The 19,595-nt window shown below is 41.9% G+C and carries 14 protein-coding genes and 1 tRNA gene; 4 read left to right on the top strand and 11 right to left on the bottom strand.

Annotated elements, in window-relative coordinates; genetic code table 11:
- Positions 1–15: 15 nt before the first annotated feature.
- The 6 genes from BLS32_RS01570 to BLS32_RS01595 form a co-directional block, all read right to left on the bottom strand.
- On the bottom strand, positions 16–1,512 hold the full coding sequence (locus BLS32_RS01570) for a quinol:cytochrome C oxidoreductase (RefSeq protein WP_091391551.1): 1,497 nt from the start codon (positions 1,510–1,512) through the stop codon (positions 16–18).
- Positions 1,513–1,543: 31 nt separating this feature from the next.
- Positions 1,544–2,089, bottom strand: coding sequence for a c-type cytochrome (locus BLS32_RS01575; protein ID WP_091392351.1), 546 nt, complete (start codon positions 2,087–2,089; stop codon positions 1,544–1,546).
- A gap of 7 nt (positions 2,090–2,096) precedes the next feature.
- A complete protein-coding gene (locus BLS32_RS01580; protein WP_091391552.1) occupies positions 2,097–2,624 on the bottom strand; it encodes a DUF3341 domain-containing protein in 528 nt (175 codons plus the stop codon).
- Complete coding sequence (gene nrfD / locus BLS32_RS01585) at positions 2,614–4,020, bottom strand: NrfD/PsrC family molybdoenzyme membrane anchor subunit (protein WP_091391553.1); 1,407 nt, start codon at positions 4,018–4,020, stop codon at positions 2,614–2,616. The genes BLS32_RS01580 and nrfD overlap by 11 nt, the downstream gene beginning before the upstream one ends.
- Positions 4,021–4,055: 35 nt before the next feature.
- Positions 4,056–7,115 (bottom strand): TAT-variant-translocated molybdopterin oxidoreductase, encoded by a 3,060-nt coding sequence (locus tag BLS32_RS01590; protein WP_091391554.1) that lies wholly within the window; start codon positions 7,113–7,115, stop codon positions 4,056–4,058.
- A 94-nt stretch (positions 7,116–7,209) separates the two neighbouring features.
- Positions 7,210–8,550, bottom strand: a complete 1,341-nt coding sequence (locus tag BLS32_RS01595) for a c-type cytochrome (RefSeq protein WP_091391555.1) — start codon at positions 8,548–8,550, stop codon at positions 7,210–7,212.
- Positions 8,551–8,767: 217 nt separating this feature from the next.
- On the opposite strand from BLS32_RS01595, the gene BLS32_RS01600 reads away from it, so the two are divergent.
- Positions 8,768–9,157, top strand: coding sequence for an SPOR domain-containing protein (locus BLS32_RS01600; RefSeq protein WP_091391556.1), 390 nt, complete (start codon positions 8,768–8,770; stop codon positions 9,155–9,157).
- Positions 9,158–9,302: 145 nt separating this feature from the next.
- Here BLS32_RS01600 and infB read toward each other — a convergent pair whose 3' ends face one another.
- From infB to rimP, 3 genes are read right to left on the bottom strand one after another with little or no spacing between them, the layout of a single operon-like run.
- Entirely contained in the window at positions 9,303–12,161 is a 2,859-nt protein-coding gene (gene infB, locus BLS32_RS01605; protein ID WP_091391557.1) for a translation initiation factor IF-2, read from the bottom strand.
- Between the two features lie 60 nt (positions 12,162–12,221).
- Positions 12,222–13,466, bottom strand: a complete 1,245-nt coding sequence (gene nusA / locus BLS32_RS01610) for a transcription termination factor NusA (RefSeq protein ID WP_091391558.1) — start codon at positions 13,464–13,466, stop codon at positions 12,222–12,224.
- A gap of 14 nt (positions 13,467–13,480) precedes the next feature.
- Positions 13,481–13,942, bottom strand: a complete 462-nt coding sequence (gene rimP, locus BLS32_RS01615; RefSeq protein WP_091391559.1) for a ribosome assembly cofactor RimP — start codon at positions 13,940–13,942, stop codon at positions 13,481–13,483.
- A 178-nt stretch (positions 13,943–14,120) separates the two neighbouring features.
- Between rimP and BLS32_RS01620 the strand changes: the two genes are divergently transcribed.
- Entirely contained in the window at positions 14,121–14,945 is an 825-nt protein-coding gene (locus BLS32_RS01620) for a universal stress protein (RefSeq protein ID WP_091391560.1), read from the top strand.
- A gap of 53 nt (positions 14,946–14,998) precedes the next feature.
- Here BLS32_RS01620 and BLS32_RS01625 read toward each other — a convergent pair.
- A tRNA-Gln gene (locus BLS32_RS01625) sits at positions 14,999–15,069 on the bottom strand.
- A gap of 232 nt (positions 15,070–15,301) precedes the next feature.
- Between BLS32_RS01625 and BLS32_RS01630 the strand changes: the two genes are divergently transcribed.
- Both BLS32_RS01630 and BLS32_RS01635 read left to right on the top strand, forming a co-directional pair.
- Entirely contained in the window at positions 15,302–18,505 is a 3,204-nt protein-coding gene (locus BLS32_RS01630; protein WP_091391561.1) for a glycosyltransferase family 117 protein, read from the top strand.
- 158 nt (positions 18,506–18,663) lie between these two features.
- Entirely contained in the window at positions 18,664–19,296 is a 633-nt protein-coding gene (locus BLS32_RS01635) for a polysaccharide deacetylase family protein (RefSeq protein WP_091391562.1), read from the top strand.
- Here BLS32_RS01635 and BLS32_RS01640 read toward each other — a convergent pair.
- A complete protein-coding gene (locus tag BLS32_RS01640) occupies positions 19,293–19,589 on the bottom strand; it encodes a thioredoxin family protein (RefSeq protein ID WP_091391563.1) in 297 nt (98 codons plus the stop codon). The genes BLS32_RS01635 and BLS32_RS01640 overlap by 4 nt on opposite strands.
- Positions 19,590–19,595: the final 6 nt, after the last annotated feature.

Here is a 19,595-nt window from a genome sequence, read left to right on the forward strand (position 1 = left end):
TTTTTACTTTAAATATTAATAATGAAAATGTTTACTTTCTTCGATGAAAGGATTTCTTTTTGGCAACAACGGCACTTTGGTCAATGCTGTGAATACGACTAAGATAAACAATCCAAGGAAAAACAATACAGAACTGATTTCAGAAATTCCGATGAACCATTGGTCGCCTACAGATGACGGCATGATCATGTTGAAGAAATCAATATAGTGTCCGAATAAAATTACCGTTCCGGCCATTACCAATACCCAGGTGATTCTTTTGAAATCGGTATTGACAAGGATTAAGATCGGGAACACGAAGTTCATGACAACAGCTCCGAAGAACGGAAGGTTGTAGTGTTCGATTCGAGTAATGAAATAGGTTACTTCTTCAGGAATGTTTGCATACCAGATCAACATGAATTGCGAGAACCATAAGTATGTCCAGAAGACGCTGAAACCGAACATGAATTTCGCTAAATCGTGAATGTGGCTTGTATTGACGTGCTCTAAATATCCTTTTGATTTCAAATATAAAGTTACCAGACAGATTGTAGTCACTGCGCTTACGAAGAAGCTCATGAATACGTACCATCCGAACAACGTACTGAACCAGTGTGGGTCGATTGACATGATCCAGTCCCATGACATAATTGACTCGGTTACGATAAAGAATACTAAAAATACCGCTGATAATTTGAAGTTCTTTTTGTAATACAGATCGTCATTTGCTTCGTCTTGTGCCAAACAGTTTTTTCTTGAATAATAACGGTATAAGTTCCATCCGATAAGGAAAACCGCAGCACGGATGATCCAGAATGGGAAATTCAAATAGCCTGATTTATTTCTGATCAATTCGTCTTCAGCAACGACTTTCGGATCCAACCAAATGAACAAATGGTTAAAGTGAAGTCCGCAAAGAATTAAGAAGATAAAAAAGATTACCGAACCCACAGGCAAATAAGCTGTAATTCCTTGCATCACGCGGAACAATACTGGTGACCAACCTGCCTGAGCCACCTGTTGGATGGCATAAAAAGCCAATACGCCAAGTGAAATAAACATGAAGAAAATACAAGCTACGTATAAAGCAGCCCATGGTTTGTTTTGCAACTGGTGCAATACATGCTCCAAGTGTGCCTGATGTTCTGCGTGCTCATCATGAACTTCCGCTTTGTGCGCTTTGTGAGCAACTGCCGGCGCTTCGTGGCTTTCTGCAGCTGGTGCAACCGCAACTGAAAGCGTATCAACATGCATGGTATCCAGGTCTTTTTCTTTTGCGTTTACAGCAACTGCAGCTGGTGTCGCTTCGTGCGTAGCTTTAGCTGGTGCCGCTTCGGCTTCGTGCGCAGGCGCTGCTTCATGTCCTTCTGCCGCAGCTGCATGGTGTTCCCCGTGTGCGCTGGCTGCAAGGATTTTTTCAACTTCCTGAATATCTTTTGGTGCAGTTAAAAAACCATATCCGATCCCAAGGATACCGACGATCATCAGGATAAAGGAGAATGTTTTTAATTTACTTGAAAATGTGTACATAGCTAATTACGATCAGTTTGTTCTACAATTGTTATTCTCCTTTGAGTTTAATGACATAAGCCGCAACCAACCAACGTTCGTGCGAACTCAATTGATTCGCGTGAGAACCCATGGCGTTTAATCCGTAAGTCTCCACGTGAAAAACACTTCCTTCAGTAATTACCCTGTCTTTATAACTTGGAACGCCAAGGAATTTTTCTTGTTTTACGAGTTTTCCTTTTCCGTCACCGGCAGTTCCGTGGCAAATCGCACAGTAAATTTCGAAAAGCCCTTTTGCTTTTTCCATATCTGCATCGGATAAAGTTCCGATTGGTGATTTGGAATTGGCTTTAGCGGCATCATAACCTGCTGTCGTATTTGGATAATCATAAACTTCGAAACCTCTGTTTATAGATCCAGGTGCAGGAAGTTGTCCTTCTTTACCGTTTTTGAAAGCATTTGATTCAGAATAAGTTTCATAACTCACCGCTTCATACATATTTGGCATGTACTGGTAGTTCGGCTTCTTGTCGTTGTGACACGAAGAACCCAACACCGTAATGGCTGCTAAAAGTGCTATTTTATATACCCTTTTCATATCTGTGTTAATGCTTTTCAATTACTTTAACTTCCACTGCTCCGGTGTTTTGGAAAAACGACACCATGTCTTCTTCATTTCCGCTTACGGCCACTTCCATCAGGAAATGATCGTCAGTGGTTCTCACATCCGGATTTTCTGCTTGTTTGAACGGCCACAATTTACTTCTCATGTAAAAAGTAACGACCATTAAGTGGGCAGCAAAAAATACCGTCATTTCAAACATGACCGGTACGAAAGCCGGCATATTCTGGATGTAGCTGAAACTTGGCTTTCCGCCGATATCCTGCGGCCAGTCTTGAATCATGATATAATCCATCATCGTAGTGGCAACTGTCAATCCGAGACAGCCATAGATGAACGCACAAATCGCTAATCTCGTTGGAGCAATACCCATCGCTTTGTCCAATCCGTGAACCGGGAAAGGCGTGAATACTTCTTCAATATGATGGTGCGCAATACGCGTTTTTCTAACGGCATCCATCAAGACATCATCGTCATTATAAATGGCGTGTATTACTTTATTAGTGCTCATGATGTGAATGTTTATTTTCTTCTCTTAATTTTTTATAGTTGTCTCCGGATGATTTCAGGATTGTTTTTACCTCTGCCTGAGCAATCACAGGGAATGTACGTGCATACAACAGGAATAATACAAAGAAGAAACCGATTGTTCCGATAAAGATTCCGATATCAACGAAAGTTGGCGAAAACATCGTCCATGAAGACGGCAGGTAATCACGGTGCAATGAGGTCACGATGATCACGAAACGCTCAAACCACATCCCGATGTTTACCACAATCGAAATAATGAAAGAGAACATGATGCTCGTTCTTAATTTTTTGAACCACATGAATTGCGGAGAGAATACGTTGCAAGTCATCATCGACCAGTATGCCCACCAGTACGGTCCGGTTGCCCTGTTTAAGAACGCATACTGCTCATACTCTACTCCTGAATACCAGGCCACGAACAACTCTGTAATATAAGCAACCCCAACGATCGAACCTGTAATCATGATTACAATATTCATCAATTCGATATGTTGGATGGTAATGTAAGCTTCCAGATTTGACACTTTTCTCATAATGATCAAAAGTGTGTTTACCATTGCGAATCCTGAGAATACCGCACCTGCAACGAAATAAGGCGGGAAGATGGTCGTATGCCATCCCGGGATTACCGAGGTAGCAAAGTCAAAGGATACAATCGTGTGTACAGAAAGTACAAGTGGCGTTGCCAATCCGGCAAGTACCAGGGAAACTTCTTCGAAACGCTGCCAGTCTTTGGCACGTCCGCTCCATCCGAAGCTTAAAATTGAATACACTCTTTTTGTAAAAGGCGTTACCGCTCTGTCTCTCAACATTGCGAAATCAGGAAGCAAACCAGTCCACCAAAATACCAATGAAACTGAAAGATACGTCGAGATCGCGAATACGTCCCAAAGAAGCGGTGAGTTGAAGTTGACCCAAAGCGAACCGAATTGGTTCGGGATTGGCAAAACCCAATACGCCAACCATGGACGACCCATGTGGATGATCGGGAACAAACCTGCCTGGATCACTGAGAAAATCGTCATCGCTTCCGCAGATCTATTGATCGCCATTCTCCATCGTTGACGGAACAATAACAATACGGCTGAAATCAATGTTCCGGCGTGACCGATACCTACCCACCAAACGAAGTTGGTAATATCCCAGGCCCAGCCTACCGTTTTATTTAATCCCCAAGTTCCGATACCTGTAGATACGGTGTAAATAATGCAACCTAATCCCCAAAGGAATGCGATTAATGCGATTGAAAATACAGTCCACCATTGTTTGTTGGCTCTGCCTTCAACAGGCGCAGCGACATCTACTGTTACATCGTGATAAGTTTTATCACCAATAACTAAAGGTTTTCTAATGGGTGCTTCGTAGTGAGACGACATAATCCTTTATCTTGTTTATTAATTTTATTTTTATACTAGGTATTTCTGACTTTTACGTGATAGATAACGTTTGGTTTTGTTCCGACATGCTCCAACAAGTGGTACATTCTGTCGTCTTCGAGCAATTCAGCGACTTTGCTTTCTTTGTCGTTCACATCTCCAAAAATCATAGCGCCCGATGAACAAGCAGCCGAACAAGCCGTCTGGAATTCACCGTCTTTGATCACCCTGCCTTCGCGTTTCGCAGTCAAAATAGTCAACTGTGTCATTTGGATACACATCGAACATTTTTCCATTACCCCACGGGAACGAACGTTTACGTCTGGATTCAAGACCATACGGCCTAAATCATCATTCATGTGGTAATCGAATTCGCTGTTTTTGTTGTACAAGAACCAGTTGAAACGGCGTACTTTATACGGACAGTTGTTGGCACAGTATCTGGTTCCGACGCAACGGTTGTAAGCCATTTGGTTTTGCCCCTGGCGTCCGTGCGAAGTTGCCGCAACAGGACAAACCGTTTCACAAGGTGCGTGGTTACAGTGCTGGCACATTACCGGCTGAAAGGCAACCTGTGGATTGTCTGAAGCGTGCTCCATTTGTCCAAATCCGCCAAGCGAACCTTTATCTCCAAACAAACCGTTGAAGTTTTCTTTTTTCTCGTTGTCTTTTGCAAAAGTTTCTTCAGAAGAATAGTAACGGTCAATACGCAACCAGTGCATATCACGGCTTCTTCTGACTTCAGATTTACCTACGACAGGAACGTTGTTTTCAGCGTGGCAAGCGATCACACAAGCACCACAACCGGTACAAGCATTCAGGTCGATTGACAAGTTGAAATGGTGTCCTACCGAACGGTCGAAAGATTCCCACAAATCCACTTTAGTCGCTTCTACCTCTGCGTGGTCTAAAGAAACCATTGGCTGAGGGTTCCACACTTTAGCGTCTTTGGTATTGAAAATCTCCAAAGTCGTTTCTTTGATGATATCGCCACGGCCCATTAACGTTTTCTGACCCTGAACACAAGCAAACTCATGTTCTCCGCCAGCTTTCGTAATCGAAACGGTCTGTACATCATTAAAACCTTTATACAATGCGTAAGCGTTCACACCTACTTTCATTTCTTCTTTAAGCGCTGCTTTGCGTCCATATCCGAAAGACAAACCAACGGTTCCTTTCGCTTGTCCAGGCTGAACGATTACCGGAACATTGTCTAGTTTTACGCCATCAACCACAAGGTTTGCGTAGCTTCCGTTCAATCCGCCATTGGCAACGATTTCATTGGTCATGCCTAATTTGTCGGCATCAAATTTTGAAACGGTTACATAATTGTCCCAAGACACACGTGTAATCGGATCCGGGAATTCCTGCAACCATGGGTTGTTTGCCTGCTGGCCATCGCCAAGACCGACTTTGGTATACAATACCAATTCCAAACCTGTTGATTTTGATCCTGCCAAAGCATTTGCAGCGGCTGAATAATCTGCACTTCCGCCCGCAGCTGGAGCCGAAGCACCTGCATATAAACCATCGTGCAATACTTTATTCCAAGACAAGCCGCCAGTGTATGACGCTGAATTGGCTTTTAAATAATCATAATAAGTTCCGGCATCACCATTCCAAGACATCAAACCTTCCTGAAATTGTTTGGTGTTGAATAATGGACGGATCGTAGGTTGCGTCAATGCGTATGCACCTTTGGTCAGACTTAAGTCATTCCAAGACTCTAAGTAATGAGGCACAGCAGCAGCAACCGTTACCACCGAAGCGGTTTCGTCTTCTTTCAAAGAGAACGCTACTGAAGTTTTTACATTTTTCAATGCCGATTTGAATGCTTCGCCATTTGGTAAAGTATACACCGGATTCACACCGCTCATGATCAAAGTGCCTACTTTTCCTGCCTGAACATCAGCGATCAGTTGGGCAACCTGCTGGTTAGACCCTTTTCTGATTTGTCTTGTCCCTGCAGTCGAGAAAGCCTCGCTTTGTAAAGCCTGATTGATGGCCAAAACCAGCAATTGTGCATTTTTATCTTGAATCCCTGAAACCAAAACCCCTTTAGAACCGGCCGCTTTCAATTGCTGCGCCGCTTTTGTAACATCAGCATCAAATGCTTTGTCAAGGTTTGAGGAAACTGCGGCACCTGTAATGATACCGTATATTTTTACCAATGCCTGTTTCTGATTGAAAACGGTCATTGCAACACGTTTATCAGCAGCAGCACCGGATAAAGTCATATTGGATTCGAACTGGAAGTGGCGTGACATTTTTCCGTTTCTTGGAATTCTGCCCTGAGCATAACCTGTATCGTAGCTTCCGCCCTGCCAATCTCCCAAGAAATCTGCACCAACAGAAACAATTAAAGAAGCTTTTCCGAAATCATAATCTACCAATGCGCGTTCTCCGTAAACTGCTTCGAAAGCATCCAAAGCTTCAGAGGATGAAACTGCATCGTAAACGACGTGTTTTGAACCCGGGTTTTTAGCGATGAATTCGGCGATTAGTTTTTCAGTAGATGGACTCGCAAGTGTGTTTGTTAAAAGTACGATTTGCTTTCCTGACGCTTTTGCGTCGGCGATTCCGGCTTTGATTTTAGCATCAACATCTGACCAGCTTGCAGGTTTTCCGGCAATTTTCGGTTCTTTCAAACGCATGCTGTCGTACATTGACAAAACAGACGCATGAACCCTTGCATTGGCAGCAAACTTAGCACCAGCAATCGTGTTGTTTTCTATTTTAATCGGTCGGCCTTCGCGGGTTTTTACTAAAATATTAGCAAAATCGAATCCGTCAAAAACAGAAGTGGCATAGAAATCAGCAACTCCAGGAATGATTTGCTCCGGCTGGACGACATAAGGTATCGACTTGTGCACAGGACCTTCGCAGGCAGCAAGCGTCGCCGCAGCCGTACTAAATCCAACGTACTTTAAAAAATCACGTCTTGTAGTTGAAGAGTTTGAAAGGGAATCTTTATTTCCTAAAAATTCATCTGTCGGGATTTCTTCAACAAATTCGTTATTTCTAAGCGCCTCAACAATAGAACTATTTTCGTTTAGTTCTTCAACACTTTTCCAGTATTTTTTGTTTGATGACATCGTATATAAATATTAAGCTTCTTAATTATTTTTTGTTAATCGCATTCGGTTAATCGTTGATTCGGCTATTCAGCCAAATCGGCAATCAAACAAATTAGTAGTGGCATTTACCGCATTCCAAGCCTCCCATTTGCGCTGCAGTCAATTTGTCTACACCGTATTTTTTAGAGAGTTCTGCGTGGATTTTTGCGTAGTATTCATTGCCTTCCATTTTCACGTCGGTTTTTCTGTGACAGTCAATACACCAGCCCATAGTTAATGGAAAGAATTGTTTCATCACTTCGAATTCCTGAACCGGACCGTGGCAAGTCTGGCATTCTACACCGGCAACAGAAACGTGTTGCGAGTGGTTGAAGTAAACGAAATCTGGCAGGTTGTGGATGCGCACCCATTTTACAGGCTGTGTTTTTCCAGTGTACTTCTGAGTGGCTTTATCCCAGCCAACAGCGGTGTATAATTTTGCGATTTCCCCGTCGTAGAATGCTTTTGAATGGTCTGGCGTTGCAGTCGTATCAGAAACTTCAGAAATATTTTTGTGGCAGTTCATACAAACATTTAAAGAAGGAATCCCTGCATTTTTAGAAACACGCGCCGCAGAGTGGCAATATTTACAGTTGATTCCGTTGCTTCCCGCGTGGATTCTGTGTGAGTAATGAATAGGCTGGATCGGTTCGTAGTTTTGGTCTACACCAATTTGCATCAGGTAACCGTAAACGAAATATCCGCTGGCAAGCAACAAGAAAATTGACGTTACCAACACCAAAAATTGATTTTGGGCAAATGCTTTCCAGATCGGCGTTCTTTTTTCTTTTGGCGCAACTTCGATTCCGTTGGCTTTTGCTACTTTGGTCAACACGCTGTTTACCATGAACAACATCACCACCAATAATAACATGACAACTGCCAACGCACCAAGAACGACATTGTTCGAAATTTCACTTCCCTCAGAAGCAGCAGTAACTGTTCCCGGAGGCGCAGCACCAACAGCAGGTTCCGCTTTAGGCGTAGAAGTGTAAGCGATAATGTTATCAATATCACCTTCCGACAATTGCGGGAACGCAGTCATTACCGACTTGTTGTTTTCTGCGAATAATTTTACCGCAGTCGCATCTCCTGATTTGATCACTTCAGAACTGTTGTGAACCCATTTGTAGATCCATGCCATTTCATGCTTTTCTTTTACACCACGCAAAGCCGGCCCTGTTGATTTGGCATCAAGTTTATGACAGGCAGCACAATTGGTATTGAAAAGCTCTTTTCCTTTTACAGGATCACCCGCCCCTGCAGCTGGAGCTGCGGTTGCTGCCGCCGGAGCAGCTGGTGTTGCTGCAGGAGCAGCGGTTTGCGCATTTGAAGTGAAGGAGAAAGTCAGCATTACAGCCAGACTCAAAAGTAAAATCCTTGAAATCGAATTATGGTTACCCACTTTTTTCATATTATAAATGATTATCGACTAAAATTTGCATGGTTTTCCTGATCAAATTGCAACAGAAAAAGGCACACTGTTTTTAAAACTTGCACAAAAATACGACTTATGAACTATTCTTAAAACCTTAAAATAGTCTTAAATATCAATTTATATTAATTCTAAATAATATTTTTGATTTCGTATATTTTATTAAATACTACATTTGTATAAAAATCACCGCCTTATGAAAATTATCGAATCGAAAAGCCTGTTATTTGGAACAATTCTGTACTGTATTATAACAGCAAACGCTCATGCACAGGGCGGCACTACAACCGTTACGCAAGACCAAAAATTTGAACAGTTGCTTGCCGAAAAAAGAAAAATCAACTCGTCAATTACAATAAACGACCGCTATAAAATACAGATTTTCAATGGGGATAGCGAAACTTCAAAAAAGACGCTAACCGATTTTAGAAGGGACTATAAAAGCCTTGATGGGACGATTGTTTTCAGTACGCCAACATACAAGGTCTGGGTTGGAAATTTCAAGTCGAGAATCGAAGCAGAACGCAACCTTTCGGAATTGAAAAAAAAGTATCCGAATGCGCTGTTGATTAAGCCAAACAAGTAGGAAGTTGCACAATTGCACAATTGCACAATTGCACAGCAAAATTAAAAAATCATACATTCACAAACAAAAAAGCGCCCAGTAAATGGACGCTTTTTTTATATACTATGCTGAAAAAATCAGATACTTAGTTCTTTGCACTCAGCTGCTATTTCAGTTTTTTCTTCACAGCAACTTCCTGGAATGCTTCAATGACATCTCTTTCTTCAATGTCGTTGTAGCCTTTGATCTGGATACCGCAATCATACCCTTTGGAAACTTCTTTCACATCGTCTTTGAAACGTTTCAATGCAGTCAATTCGCCTGTGTGAACGACAACGCCTTCGCGGATGATACGGATTCTTGAATTCCTGAAGATTTTTCCGTCTGTAACCATACAACCTGCGATGGTTCCGATTTTCGATATTTTGAACAATTCCCTGATTTCGGCAGTTCCAGTTACTTCTTCTTTCATTTCTGGCGACAACATGCCTTCCATCGCATCTTTCAAATCATCGATCGCATCATAGATGATCGAGTAGTTTCTGATGTCAATTTCTTCTTTGTCTGCCAATTGCCTGGCGTTTCCAGCAGGACGAACATTAAATCCGATGATGATCGCGTCAGATGCTGATGCCAACATGACATCGGTTTCTGTAATTGCTCCAACTCCTTTGTGGATGATATTGATCTGGATTTCTTCGGTCGATAATTTCGAGAACGAATCAGACAACGCTTCTACAGAACCATCCACGTCACCTTTAAGGATGATGTTGAGTTCTTTAAACTGTCCGAGTGCGATACGACGACCAATTTCGGCAAGTGTAATGTGACGTTGGGTACGAACTGATTGCTCGCGCATCAATTGGGTACGTTTGGCAGCAATGGCTTTAGCTTCTCTTTCGTCTTCAAACACGTTAAATTTGTCACCCGCTGTCGCTGCGCCATCAAGACCCAAAACAGACACCGGCGTTGACGGACCAGCCTCAAGGACTACGTTACCACGCTCATCGTGCATTGCTTTGATCTTGCCATGGTGTTTTCCGGCAAGCATATAATCCCCTATTTTTAATGTTCCGTTTTGGACTAAAATCGTAGAAACGTATCCTTTACCTTTATCTAAAAATGCTTCGACAACCGTTCCTGAAGCCGCTTTGTTTGGATTGGCTTTTAATTCAAGAATTTCTGCTTCAAGCAATACTTTTTCAAGCAATTCCTTAACACCTGTTCCTACTTTGGCAGAAATATCGTGCGACTGGATTTTTCCACCCCAGTCTTCGACCAATAAATTCATTCCGGCCAAACGTTCCTTGATTTTCTCAGGGTTCGCATTCGGCTTATCGACTTTATTGATTGCAAAAATGATCGGCACATTCGCAGCTTGTGCGTGGCTGATCGCCTCTTTTGTTTGTGGCATGATGTCATCATCGGCAGCTACCACGATAATTGCGATATCGGTAACCTGCGCACCACGTGCACGCATCGCGGTAAACGCTTCGTGACCTGGCGTATCGAGGAATGCGATTTTTTGACCGTTATCCAATGTTACCCCGTAAGCACCAATGTGCTGCGTGATTCCACCTGATTCTCCGGCGATTACATTTTCCTTACGGATGTAATCCAAAAGCGATGTTTTACCGTGATCGACGTGGCCCATTACGGTTACGATCGGCGCTCTTGTTACTAAATCTTCTGCTTTATCTTCTTCAACCTGGATGTTGTCTTCAAGATCGGTGGTGATGAATTCTACATCATATCCAAACTCATCGGCAACAATCGTTAAGGTTTCTGCATCCAAACGCTGGTTCATGGTAACCATGATTCCAAGCGACATACAGGTTCCGATGACTTTCGTAATCGGCACATCCATCATGATCGCAATTTCACCAACGGTAACAAACTCGGTTACTTTGATGGTTTTACTGCCTTCTTCCAATGATCTTTGCTCGTCATCAGATTTCTGGCGGTGCGTATCCCTTTTATCTCTTCTGTATTTCGCAGCTTTTGATTTTCCGCCTTTACCCTGAAGTTTTTCAAGGGTTTCACGGATTTGGTTTTTCACTTCTTCTTCCGTTGGCTCTACTTTAGCAACGATCGGCCTGTTTCCTTTTACGAAACCAGGACGCGCGCTTCTGTTTGCAGCATTTCCACCGGCATTTGGCGTGATTTTATTCGGATTGTGCGCTCCCGGAACGCCCGGCGGCCTTGTGGTTTCGCCCGGTTTCGAAGGAATTCTTTTCCGTTTGTTTTTATTCGCATTATTATTTGCACCCGCAGCAGGATTTGTTCCCGGTTTGTTAGGTGTAATTTTCGGCTCTTCTTTTTTCTTTTTCGGTTTGTTGAATTGCGACAAATCAATCGTTTGTCCGGTTAAGGTGGCACCGGATAATTTTTGATATTGTGTCGTGATCGCTTCTTCAACAGGAGCCGATGCATCTGGCGCTTTTACTTCAGGCGCTTTTACCTGAGGTGCTGCTTCAACCGCTTTAGCTGCGCTCGATTCGGCTACGCCTCGGGTTGGCGCTTCTGTTTTTTCTGCAACCGGAGCTTCGGTTTTTGGCGCTTCAGCAGCTACTGGTGCAGTCGCTGGTTCCGCTTTTGCAACTGGTGCAGCCGGAGCTTCCGCTGGTTTTGGTGTTGGCGCAGCAGCCGGTTTTTGTGGATTCAAATCAATCGTACCCACCTGTTTCGGGCCTGTAACCACCGCTTTCGCTTTGATTACTTCCTGTTGCTGGCGTTGGCGTTCTTCGTCCTGTTTGCGTTTGTCCTCGATCTCTTTTTCCCTTTCGATACGCAAAGCTTCTTTTTCTTTTCTCTTCTCTTCGCTGACTTCTTTCGAAGCCTCTTTATTGCCCTTATCGCCCGCAAATTGATTTTGCAGGATATTAAATTCCGCATCGGAAATCTTGGCGTTCGGATTTGCATCAATAGCAATTCCCTTATCTTTAAGATAATCGACAGCCCTTTCCAAAGAAATATTTAATTCCCTTAAAACCTTGTTTATTCTTATTACTCTCTCTTCAGACATAAAATCTTTTTATTATTACCTTTTTTTGTTGTGTTGTGTATGTAGTTGTAGTTAAGACTTTTAGCTATTAAATTCTTCTTTTAATATTTTCATGACATCGAGGATCGTTTCTTCTTCAAGATCAGTTCTTCTTACGAGGTCATCGACATCTTGTTTCAGGATGCTTCTTGCGGTATCGAGTCCGATTTTAGCGAATTCTTCAATTACCCAGGCTTCGATCTCATCTGAAAACTCTGTCAATTCAACGTCATCTTCTTCTTCAGCAATGTTTCCTTCACGAATGACATCCAATTCGTAACCCGTTAATAAACCAGCGAGTTTGATGTTGTGCCCGCCGCGTCCGATCGCTTTCGAAACTTCTTCCAGTTTCAGGAAAACTTCTGCTCTTTTAGTTTCTTCATTAATTTTGATGGAAGATACTTTTGCAGGGCTCAATGCTCTCGTAATATACAACTGGATGTTGCTGGTGTAATTGATCACGTCGATGTTTTCGTTTCCGAGTTCACGAACGATTCCATGGATACGCGATCCTTTCATTCCGACGCAGGCACCAACAGGATCGATTCTGTCATCGTAAGAATCTACGGCCACTTTCGCTTTTTCACCTGGAATCCTTACTACGTTTTTGACCATGATCAAACCGTCAAAAACTTCCGGAATTTCCTGTTCGAATAATTTTTCGAGGAATTTCTCAGAGGTACGAGACATGATGATTTGCGGTTTGTTTCCTTTCAATTCCACGCTTTCGATGATGCCGCGAACGTTGTCACCTTTGCGGAAAAAATCCGATGGAATTTGTTTTTCTTTCGGAAGCACAATCTCGTTTCCTTCATCATCGACTAAAATAACCACTCTTGGACGCACGTGGTGTACTTCTGCCGTATAAATATCGCCGATCAGATCCTTAAATTGCTTGTAAAGATTCGTATTGTCATGTTCGTGGATTTTCGAGATCAAATTCTGGCGCAAAGCCAAAATCGCTCTTCTTCCAAGATCGATTAATTTTACTTCTTCAGAAACTTCTTCGCCAATTTCAAAATCGGGTTCGATTTTTCTGGCTTCGGTCAACGTAATTTCCTCATTTTCCAGATCCAGATCGTCATCGGCAACGATCACGCGTCTTCTCCAGATTTCCATATCGCCTTTATCGGGGTTGATGATGATGTCAAAATTGTCATCCGACCCAAATTTTTTCTTCAGTGCATTTCTGAACACATCTTCCAATATCGCCATAAGCGTTACACGATCAATTAACTTGTCGTCTTTGAATTCTGAAAATGAATCGATTAATGCTAAATTTTCCATGCCAACTCTTTAAATTAAAATGTTATTGTAACAATTGCTTCTTTGATTTCTGAAAAAGGGATTTCCTGTGTCTTCTGAACGGTTTCTTTTCCTTTACCAACTTTTTTTGGTTCTCTTGCTTCCCACGACAGCGTGATGAATTCATCGGTTACGGCTGTCAGCTCGGCTTCAATGGTGTCGTTTGCGGTTTTTACTTTTAAATTCCGACCGATGTTTTTACGGTACTGGCGGATGTTTTGCAACGGCGCCAATCCGCCTGATGCGACTTCAAGTGAAAAATCCTGTTCTTCACGGTCTAAATTGTGCTCGATCGCCCTGCTGATGTCAATGCAGTCTTGCAAAGTCACGCCCAGATCGCCATCTAAAGTTACAATAATTTTGAAACCGTCGGTAATCGTGAGATCGATCAAAAAAACATTTGGTTTTTCTGCCAATCCCGCATCAAGTAAGTCCTGAACTTTTTCTCTAAATGTCATATGCTTATAAAAAGAGGGGACGCCTGTCCCCTCATTATTCAGTTTTTAATAAATAACGGTGCAAATATAATGATTTTTTTATAAATCAAAAAATCAGGCAAATGTAAAATTATTTCTTATCTTTATTGTATCAACAATATTGAAGTTTTTTACACAATTTCTTACAAACATTTACACCATGAAAAGAATTTTAGTCCCAACCGATTTTTCCCCACACGCAGAATACGCCCTTAAAGTCGCTGCACAGATCGCAAAGGAAAACAACAGCGAAATTATTTTACTGCACATGCTGGAATTGCCCCATCAGGGAAGTGACGCACTTGGAGCCGGAAGCGACATTCCTGAAATCATGTTCTTTAAAAACAAAGCCATCAGCAATCTTGAAGATTTGATGGACGTTGATTACCTCGAAGGCATTCCCGTTTCAGAAATCGTTCAGTTTGAAAAAGCTTTTGAAGGCATTCTGGCGGTGAGTAAGAAAAACGACATCGACTTTATCGTTATGGGTTCGCATGGCGCAAGTGGTTTCCAGGAAATGTTCATTGGTTCGAATACTGAAAAAGTCGTTCGCTTTTCAGATGTTCCCGTACTTGTGATTAAAAACGAAACTGAAGTGTTTAAAGCGTCGAATTTCGTATTTGCTTCTGATTTTTCAAACGAGATCAAAAAACCTTTTAAACAACTGACCGAATTTGCCCGCGCTTTCAACGCGCAATTGCATCTGGTCATGATCAATACACCGAATACTTTTAAACCAACACACCTTGCCGAGAAAATCATGAGCGATTTTATCCGCGAATTCGATTATCCAAACCACTCGCTTCATATTTATAATGATGTGAACGTTGAAAAAGGCGTACTCAATTTTTCAAACAGCGTCAATGCCGATCTGATCGGATTGTGCACGCACGGAAGAACTGGTTTTGCCCATTTTTTCAACGGAAGCATCAGCGAAGATCTTGTAAATCACGCAGTAAGGCCTGTAATCACTTTCAAAATATAATTCTAGAATCCATCCAAATAAAAAAACTCCTCAGTTTCCTGAGGAGTTTTTTGTTGGCCCACAAGGACTCGAACCTTGAACGACTGCACCAAAAACAGTAGTGTTACCATTACACCATGGGCCAATTCCATTGCTGTTAAGCGAGGGCAAATTTAATACAAATTTTATTTTTCACAAACATTTCCTGCTTTTTTATAAAAAAATTTTTGGTGTAACATTTTTAAAATTTTTAAAGTCTTTAAAATCTGCTATTAGGAAAGGAATACTGGGATCTTAAGTTTTAGAAATTTTTGTTAATATCCGTTTCTTTGGGCAAAAAATAGTTTCTTTGTATCGCAAAATATTATGACACTCGTATGACGACATTTAATTTCAGTAAATGGAATACAATTACAGGCTGGTTTGCCTTCGCGATCGCCTTACTAACTTATACTTTAACCGTAGAACCAACAATGAGTTTCTGGGATTGCGGCGAATACATCGCAACTGCAGCCAAGCTTGAAGTAGGCCATCCGCCTGGAGCGCCATTATTCCAGATGATCGGGGCGTTCTTCGCTATGTTTGCGACGGATAAAACACATGTAGCTTTGATGGTCAACATGATGTCGGTGTTTTCAAGCGCCTTTACTATTTTGTTCCTATTCTGGTCTTCTACGATAATCCTGAAAAAAATAATTGCACGGGTTTCAGAACTCAACACCAGCAATTCAATCGTCATTTTAGGAGGTTCATTTGTAGGCGCTTTGGCTTACACTTTTTCTGATAGTTTCTGGTTCAATGCCGTCGAGGCCGAAGTATATGCGATGGCGACTTTACTCATTGCGCTGTTATTCTGGCTCGGATTGCGTTGGGAACAAGACATGAATACACCACGCGGCAACAAATGGCTTTTAATTATTTCACTGGTCGTCGGGCTTTCTTTCGGAGTTCACTTTATGGCGTTGCTTACGATCCCGGCAATCGGATTGTTGTATTATTTTAAAAATTACCAAACCGTTACGATTAAGAATTTCATTATTGCGAATGTAGCATCTGTATCGGTTTTCCTTGTTATTTACAAATGGCTGCTTCCATGGACTATGGGATTCTTCGGAAAAACTGAGATCTTCATGGTCAACAACCTCGGAATGCCATTCAATTCCGGAACGATTTTCGTTGCTTTGGTGTTAATCGCATTGTTTTATTTTGGGATCAAATACACCCATCAAAAAGGAAAAGTTTTCTATAACACGATCATTTTATGCACCTTATTTATATTAATTGGATTTTCTACCTGGATGATGCTGCCCATTCGCGCCAATGCCAATACGGTCATCAATGAAAACAAACCATCAGATGCCGCAGAGGTTTTAGCCTATTACAACCGAGAACAATACGGTGTGAATCCCTTGTTTTACGGCCCGCAATTTTCGGATATGTTCGTTGGCGTGGATGAAGAAAATCCTTATTCTGATAAAGCGCCGAATTACGAGCGTGATTACAAAACCAACAAATATGTAATTACCAACAATTATAAAAACGCCGAACAAAACAGCAGCGATTCCCAAAAAGCATTTCTGCCAAGAATGTGGAGCACCGATCATGCTGAAAATTACATGAATTTTACGCATCCGCTGAAATTTAAGATTAAACCCGAATATTCTGAAGAAAAAGAACTCGTTGATATTATTGCTGAATTCAGGAAAGCATACGCTTCACACGACATTGACAACGCCGGTTATGTGACGTTCCTGAAAAGTTATGGCGATTATCTAAATATTGAAAAGCCTACCACTTTTGACAATTTAGGCTTTATGGTCGAATACCAATTTGGCTATATGTACTGGAGGTATTTAATGTGGAATTTCACCGGAAGGCAAAACGACATTCAGGGAAAATATGACAACCTCGACGGAAACTGGCTTAGCGGCATCAATTTTATCGATGAAATGCATTTGGGTTCGCAGGAAAATCTTCCTTACGATGTCTTGCACAACAAAGGACGAAATATGTATTTTTTCCTGCCATTCATTCTCGGGATCATCGGATTGCTTTACCACGCAAACAAAGACCTTAAAAGTTTTTATGTGCTTTTGGCGTTGTTTTTATTTACAGGACTGGCATTAAAAATTTACCTGAATGAGCGTCCGTTTGAGCCAAGAGAACGCGATTATGCCTTGGTAGGATCATTCTACGTTTTCGCGATCTGGATCGGATTTGGAGTGTACGCGATCTACGATAAATTTAAAAATTACCTGCAACCAAAATTGGCCGGCCCGATTGTCATTGCAGCCGCTTTGCTCGCAGCACCGGTTTTAATGGCTTCTCAAAATTGGGACGACCATGACCGTTCGAACAGATATACATCAATCGCAATGGCAAAGGCTTACCTGAATTCATGTGAGCCCAATGCGATATTATTTACGATCGGAGACAACGATACGTTCCCGCTTTGGTATGCGCAGGAAATCGAACATTACAGAACCGATGTGAAAATCGTTTGTACAAGTTTGTTGATGACCGATTGGTATATTGATCAGATGAAAGCCAAATCGTATGAAGCCGACGGCGTTCCGATTACTTTTACACACGACCAATATGTAGGTGACAAACTCGATTATGCGGTTCACAGCCCGAAAACCGAAAACCGTTGGGACATCAAAAACCTATTGGAATTCATCGGAAGCGACAATCCGCAAACGCTGATCGAAATGGGCAACGGCCAGAAAATCCATTTTTATCCGACGAATAAAATCCGAATTACTATCGACAAAGAAACCATTATCAAAAATAAAGTGGTCAGCCCGCAATATTATGATTCGATCGTTCCGTACATCGACGTCGACATCAAAGGACAGGCAATCTATAAAAACCGCCTCATGATGCTGGACATCGTGAAAAACAACAACTGGAAACGCCCGATGTATTTTACCGGCGGAAGTTTTGGCGATGACGATTACATCTGGATGAAAGATTACCTTCAGCTTGAAGGCATGGTTTACAAACTTATCCCGGTTAAGACTGCAATTCCAAAAGACGGCAGCCCGCTCGACATGGGACAGATCGATTCTGAAAAAATGTACAACATCGTCATGAAATGGGATTGGGGCAATAGCAACAGCCCGAAAATCTACCACGATCCTGAAACGCGCAAAAACAGCATTTCTTACCGTACAAACCTTGCACGATTGATGGAGCAACTGATCAATGAAGGCAAAAAAGACAAAGCTAAAAAGATCATCGATCTGGCGATGGACAAAATGCCGCTGAAATATTTCGGCTATTATTCACTGCTCGATCCGTTTGCCGGAGGTTATTATGAAATCGGCGAAAAAGAAAAGGCGCGCCATTTGCTTGATGAGTTAATGACGAAATACAAGCAAAATCTTGATTATTACAAAGAATTGCGCCCTTCTGAGCAAAGCGATATCATCATTGACATCATAACCGACATCGAGCGTTACAGAGGCTTGCTGCATGTCATGAAAGACCGCGGCGATATTGAATATTACAACAAAAACAAATCAACATTCAATTCCTACAACAAAATGTTCGAGCGTTTTGGAAGAGACAATGAATAAGATTTGAATTTTAAATATCAAATGTGCCAATTTGGAAACTGATTGGCACATTTTTTTAATTCATTTTCTTGCACCCATTAAGGCATTAAGTTTCATTTTCTTAATGCCTTAATGGTTTAAAATAAAATTTAGTTTTTAGAATCCTTATTTGTCTGCCAATGAAACTCTGGATCAAAACCCACAAAATCATCAAATGGCTGTTTCCAAAATACGTTTGGGAAATTCCAAATGCCGAGAACAAAGTCTACCTGACTTTTGATGACGGCCCGATTCCCGAAGTCACCGAATTCGTTTTATCCGAACTTAAAAAATATAATGCAAAAGCCACTTTTTTCTGCATCGGCGATAACATCAGGAAAAATCCGGGCGTTTTTAAAAAAGTCATTGCGTCGGGAAACGCCATCGGAAACCACACTTTCAACCATTTAAAAGGCTGGGAAACCGAAACGGAAAAGTATATTGAAAATGTAAAATTATGCGAAGTGCAAATGGAGCAGCATCAAATCAAAACAAATTTAGTACGTCCGCCTTATGGAAAGATCAAAAGATCGCAGGCGAAAATCCTGACGAAATCTGGTTACAGAATCATCATGTGGGACATTGTCAGCGCCGATTTTGATTCACATGTCACCCAGGAAGAATGTCTGCAAAACATATTGAAAAATGTAGCATCGGGAAGCATCATCGTTTTTCACGACAGCATCAAAGCATTTCCAAACATGCGGTATGCATTGCCTGAAACGTTGAAATTTCTTTCCGAAAAAGGATTTAAGTGTGAAGTCTTGGCCTAGATTTGTTCCTGCACGAGCCCAATGATCGTATTGGCATCGAGTTCCCCGGATTGCCTCCAGATCATTTGTCCGCCTTTATAGATCATCAGCGTTGGCAAACCTTTGATGCGAAGTGCATCGGCCAGTTCCTGATTCTTATCAACATCGATTTTGATCACTTTTGCCTTGTCGCCCAAAGCGGCAGCGACGTCGCGAATGACCGGATGCATCGATACTGAAGATTCGTTCCACTCTGTGTAAAAGTCAATTAACACCGGAACCTGCGCATTTATAAGTTCTCCAAATTTTGACATAAAACC

Source organism: Flavobacterium noncentrifugens, from assembly GCF_900100375.1.
In the GTDB taxonomy this organism is placed as follows: Bacteria; Bacteroidota; Bacteroidia; order Flavobacteriales; family Flavobacteriaceae; genus Flavobacterium; species Flavobacterium noncentrifugens.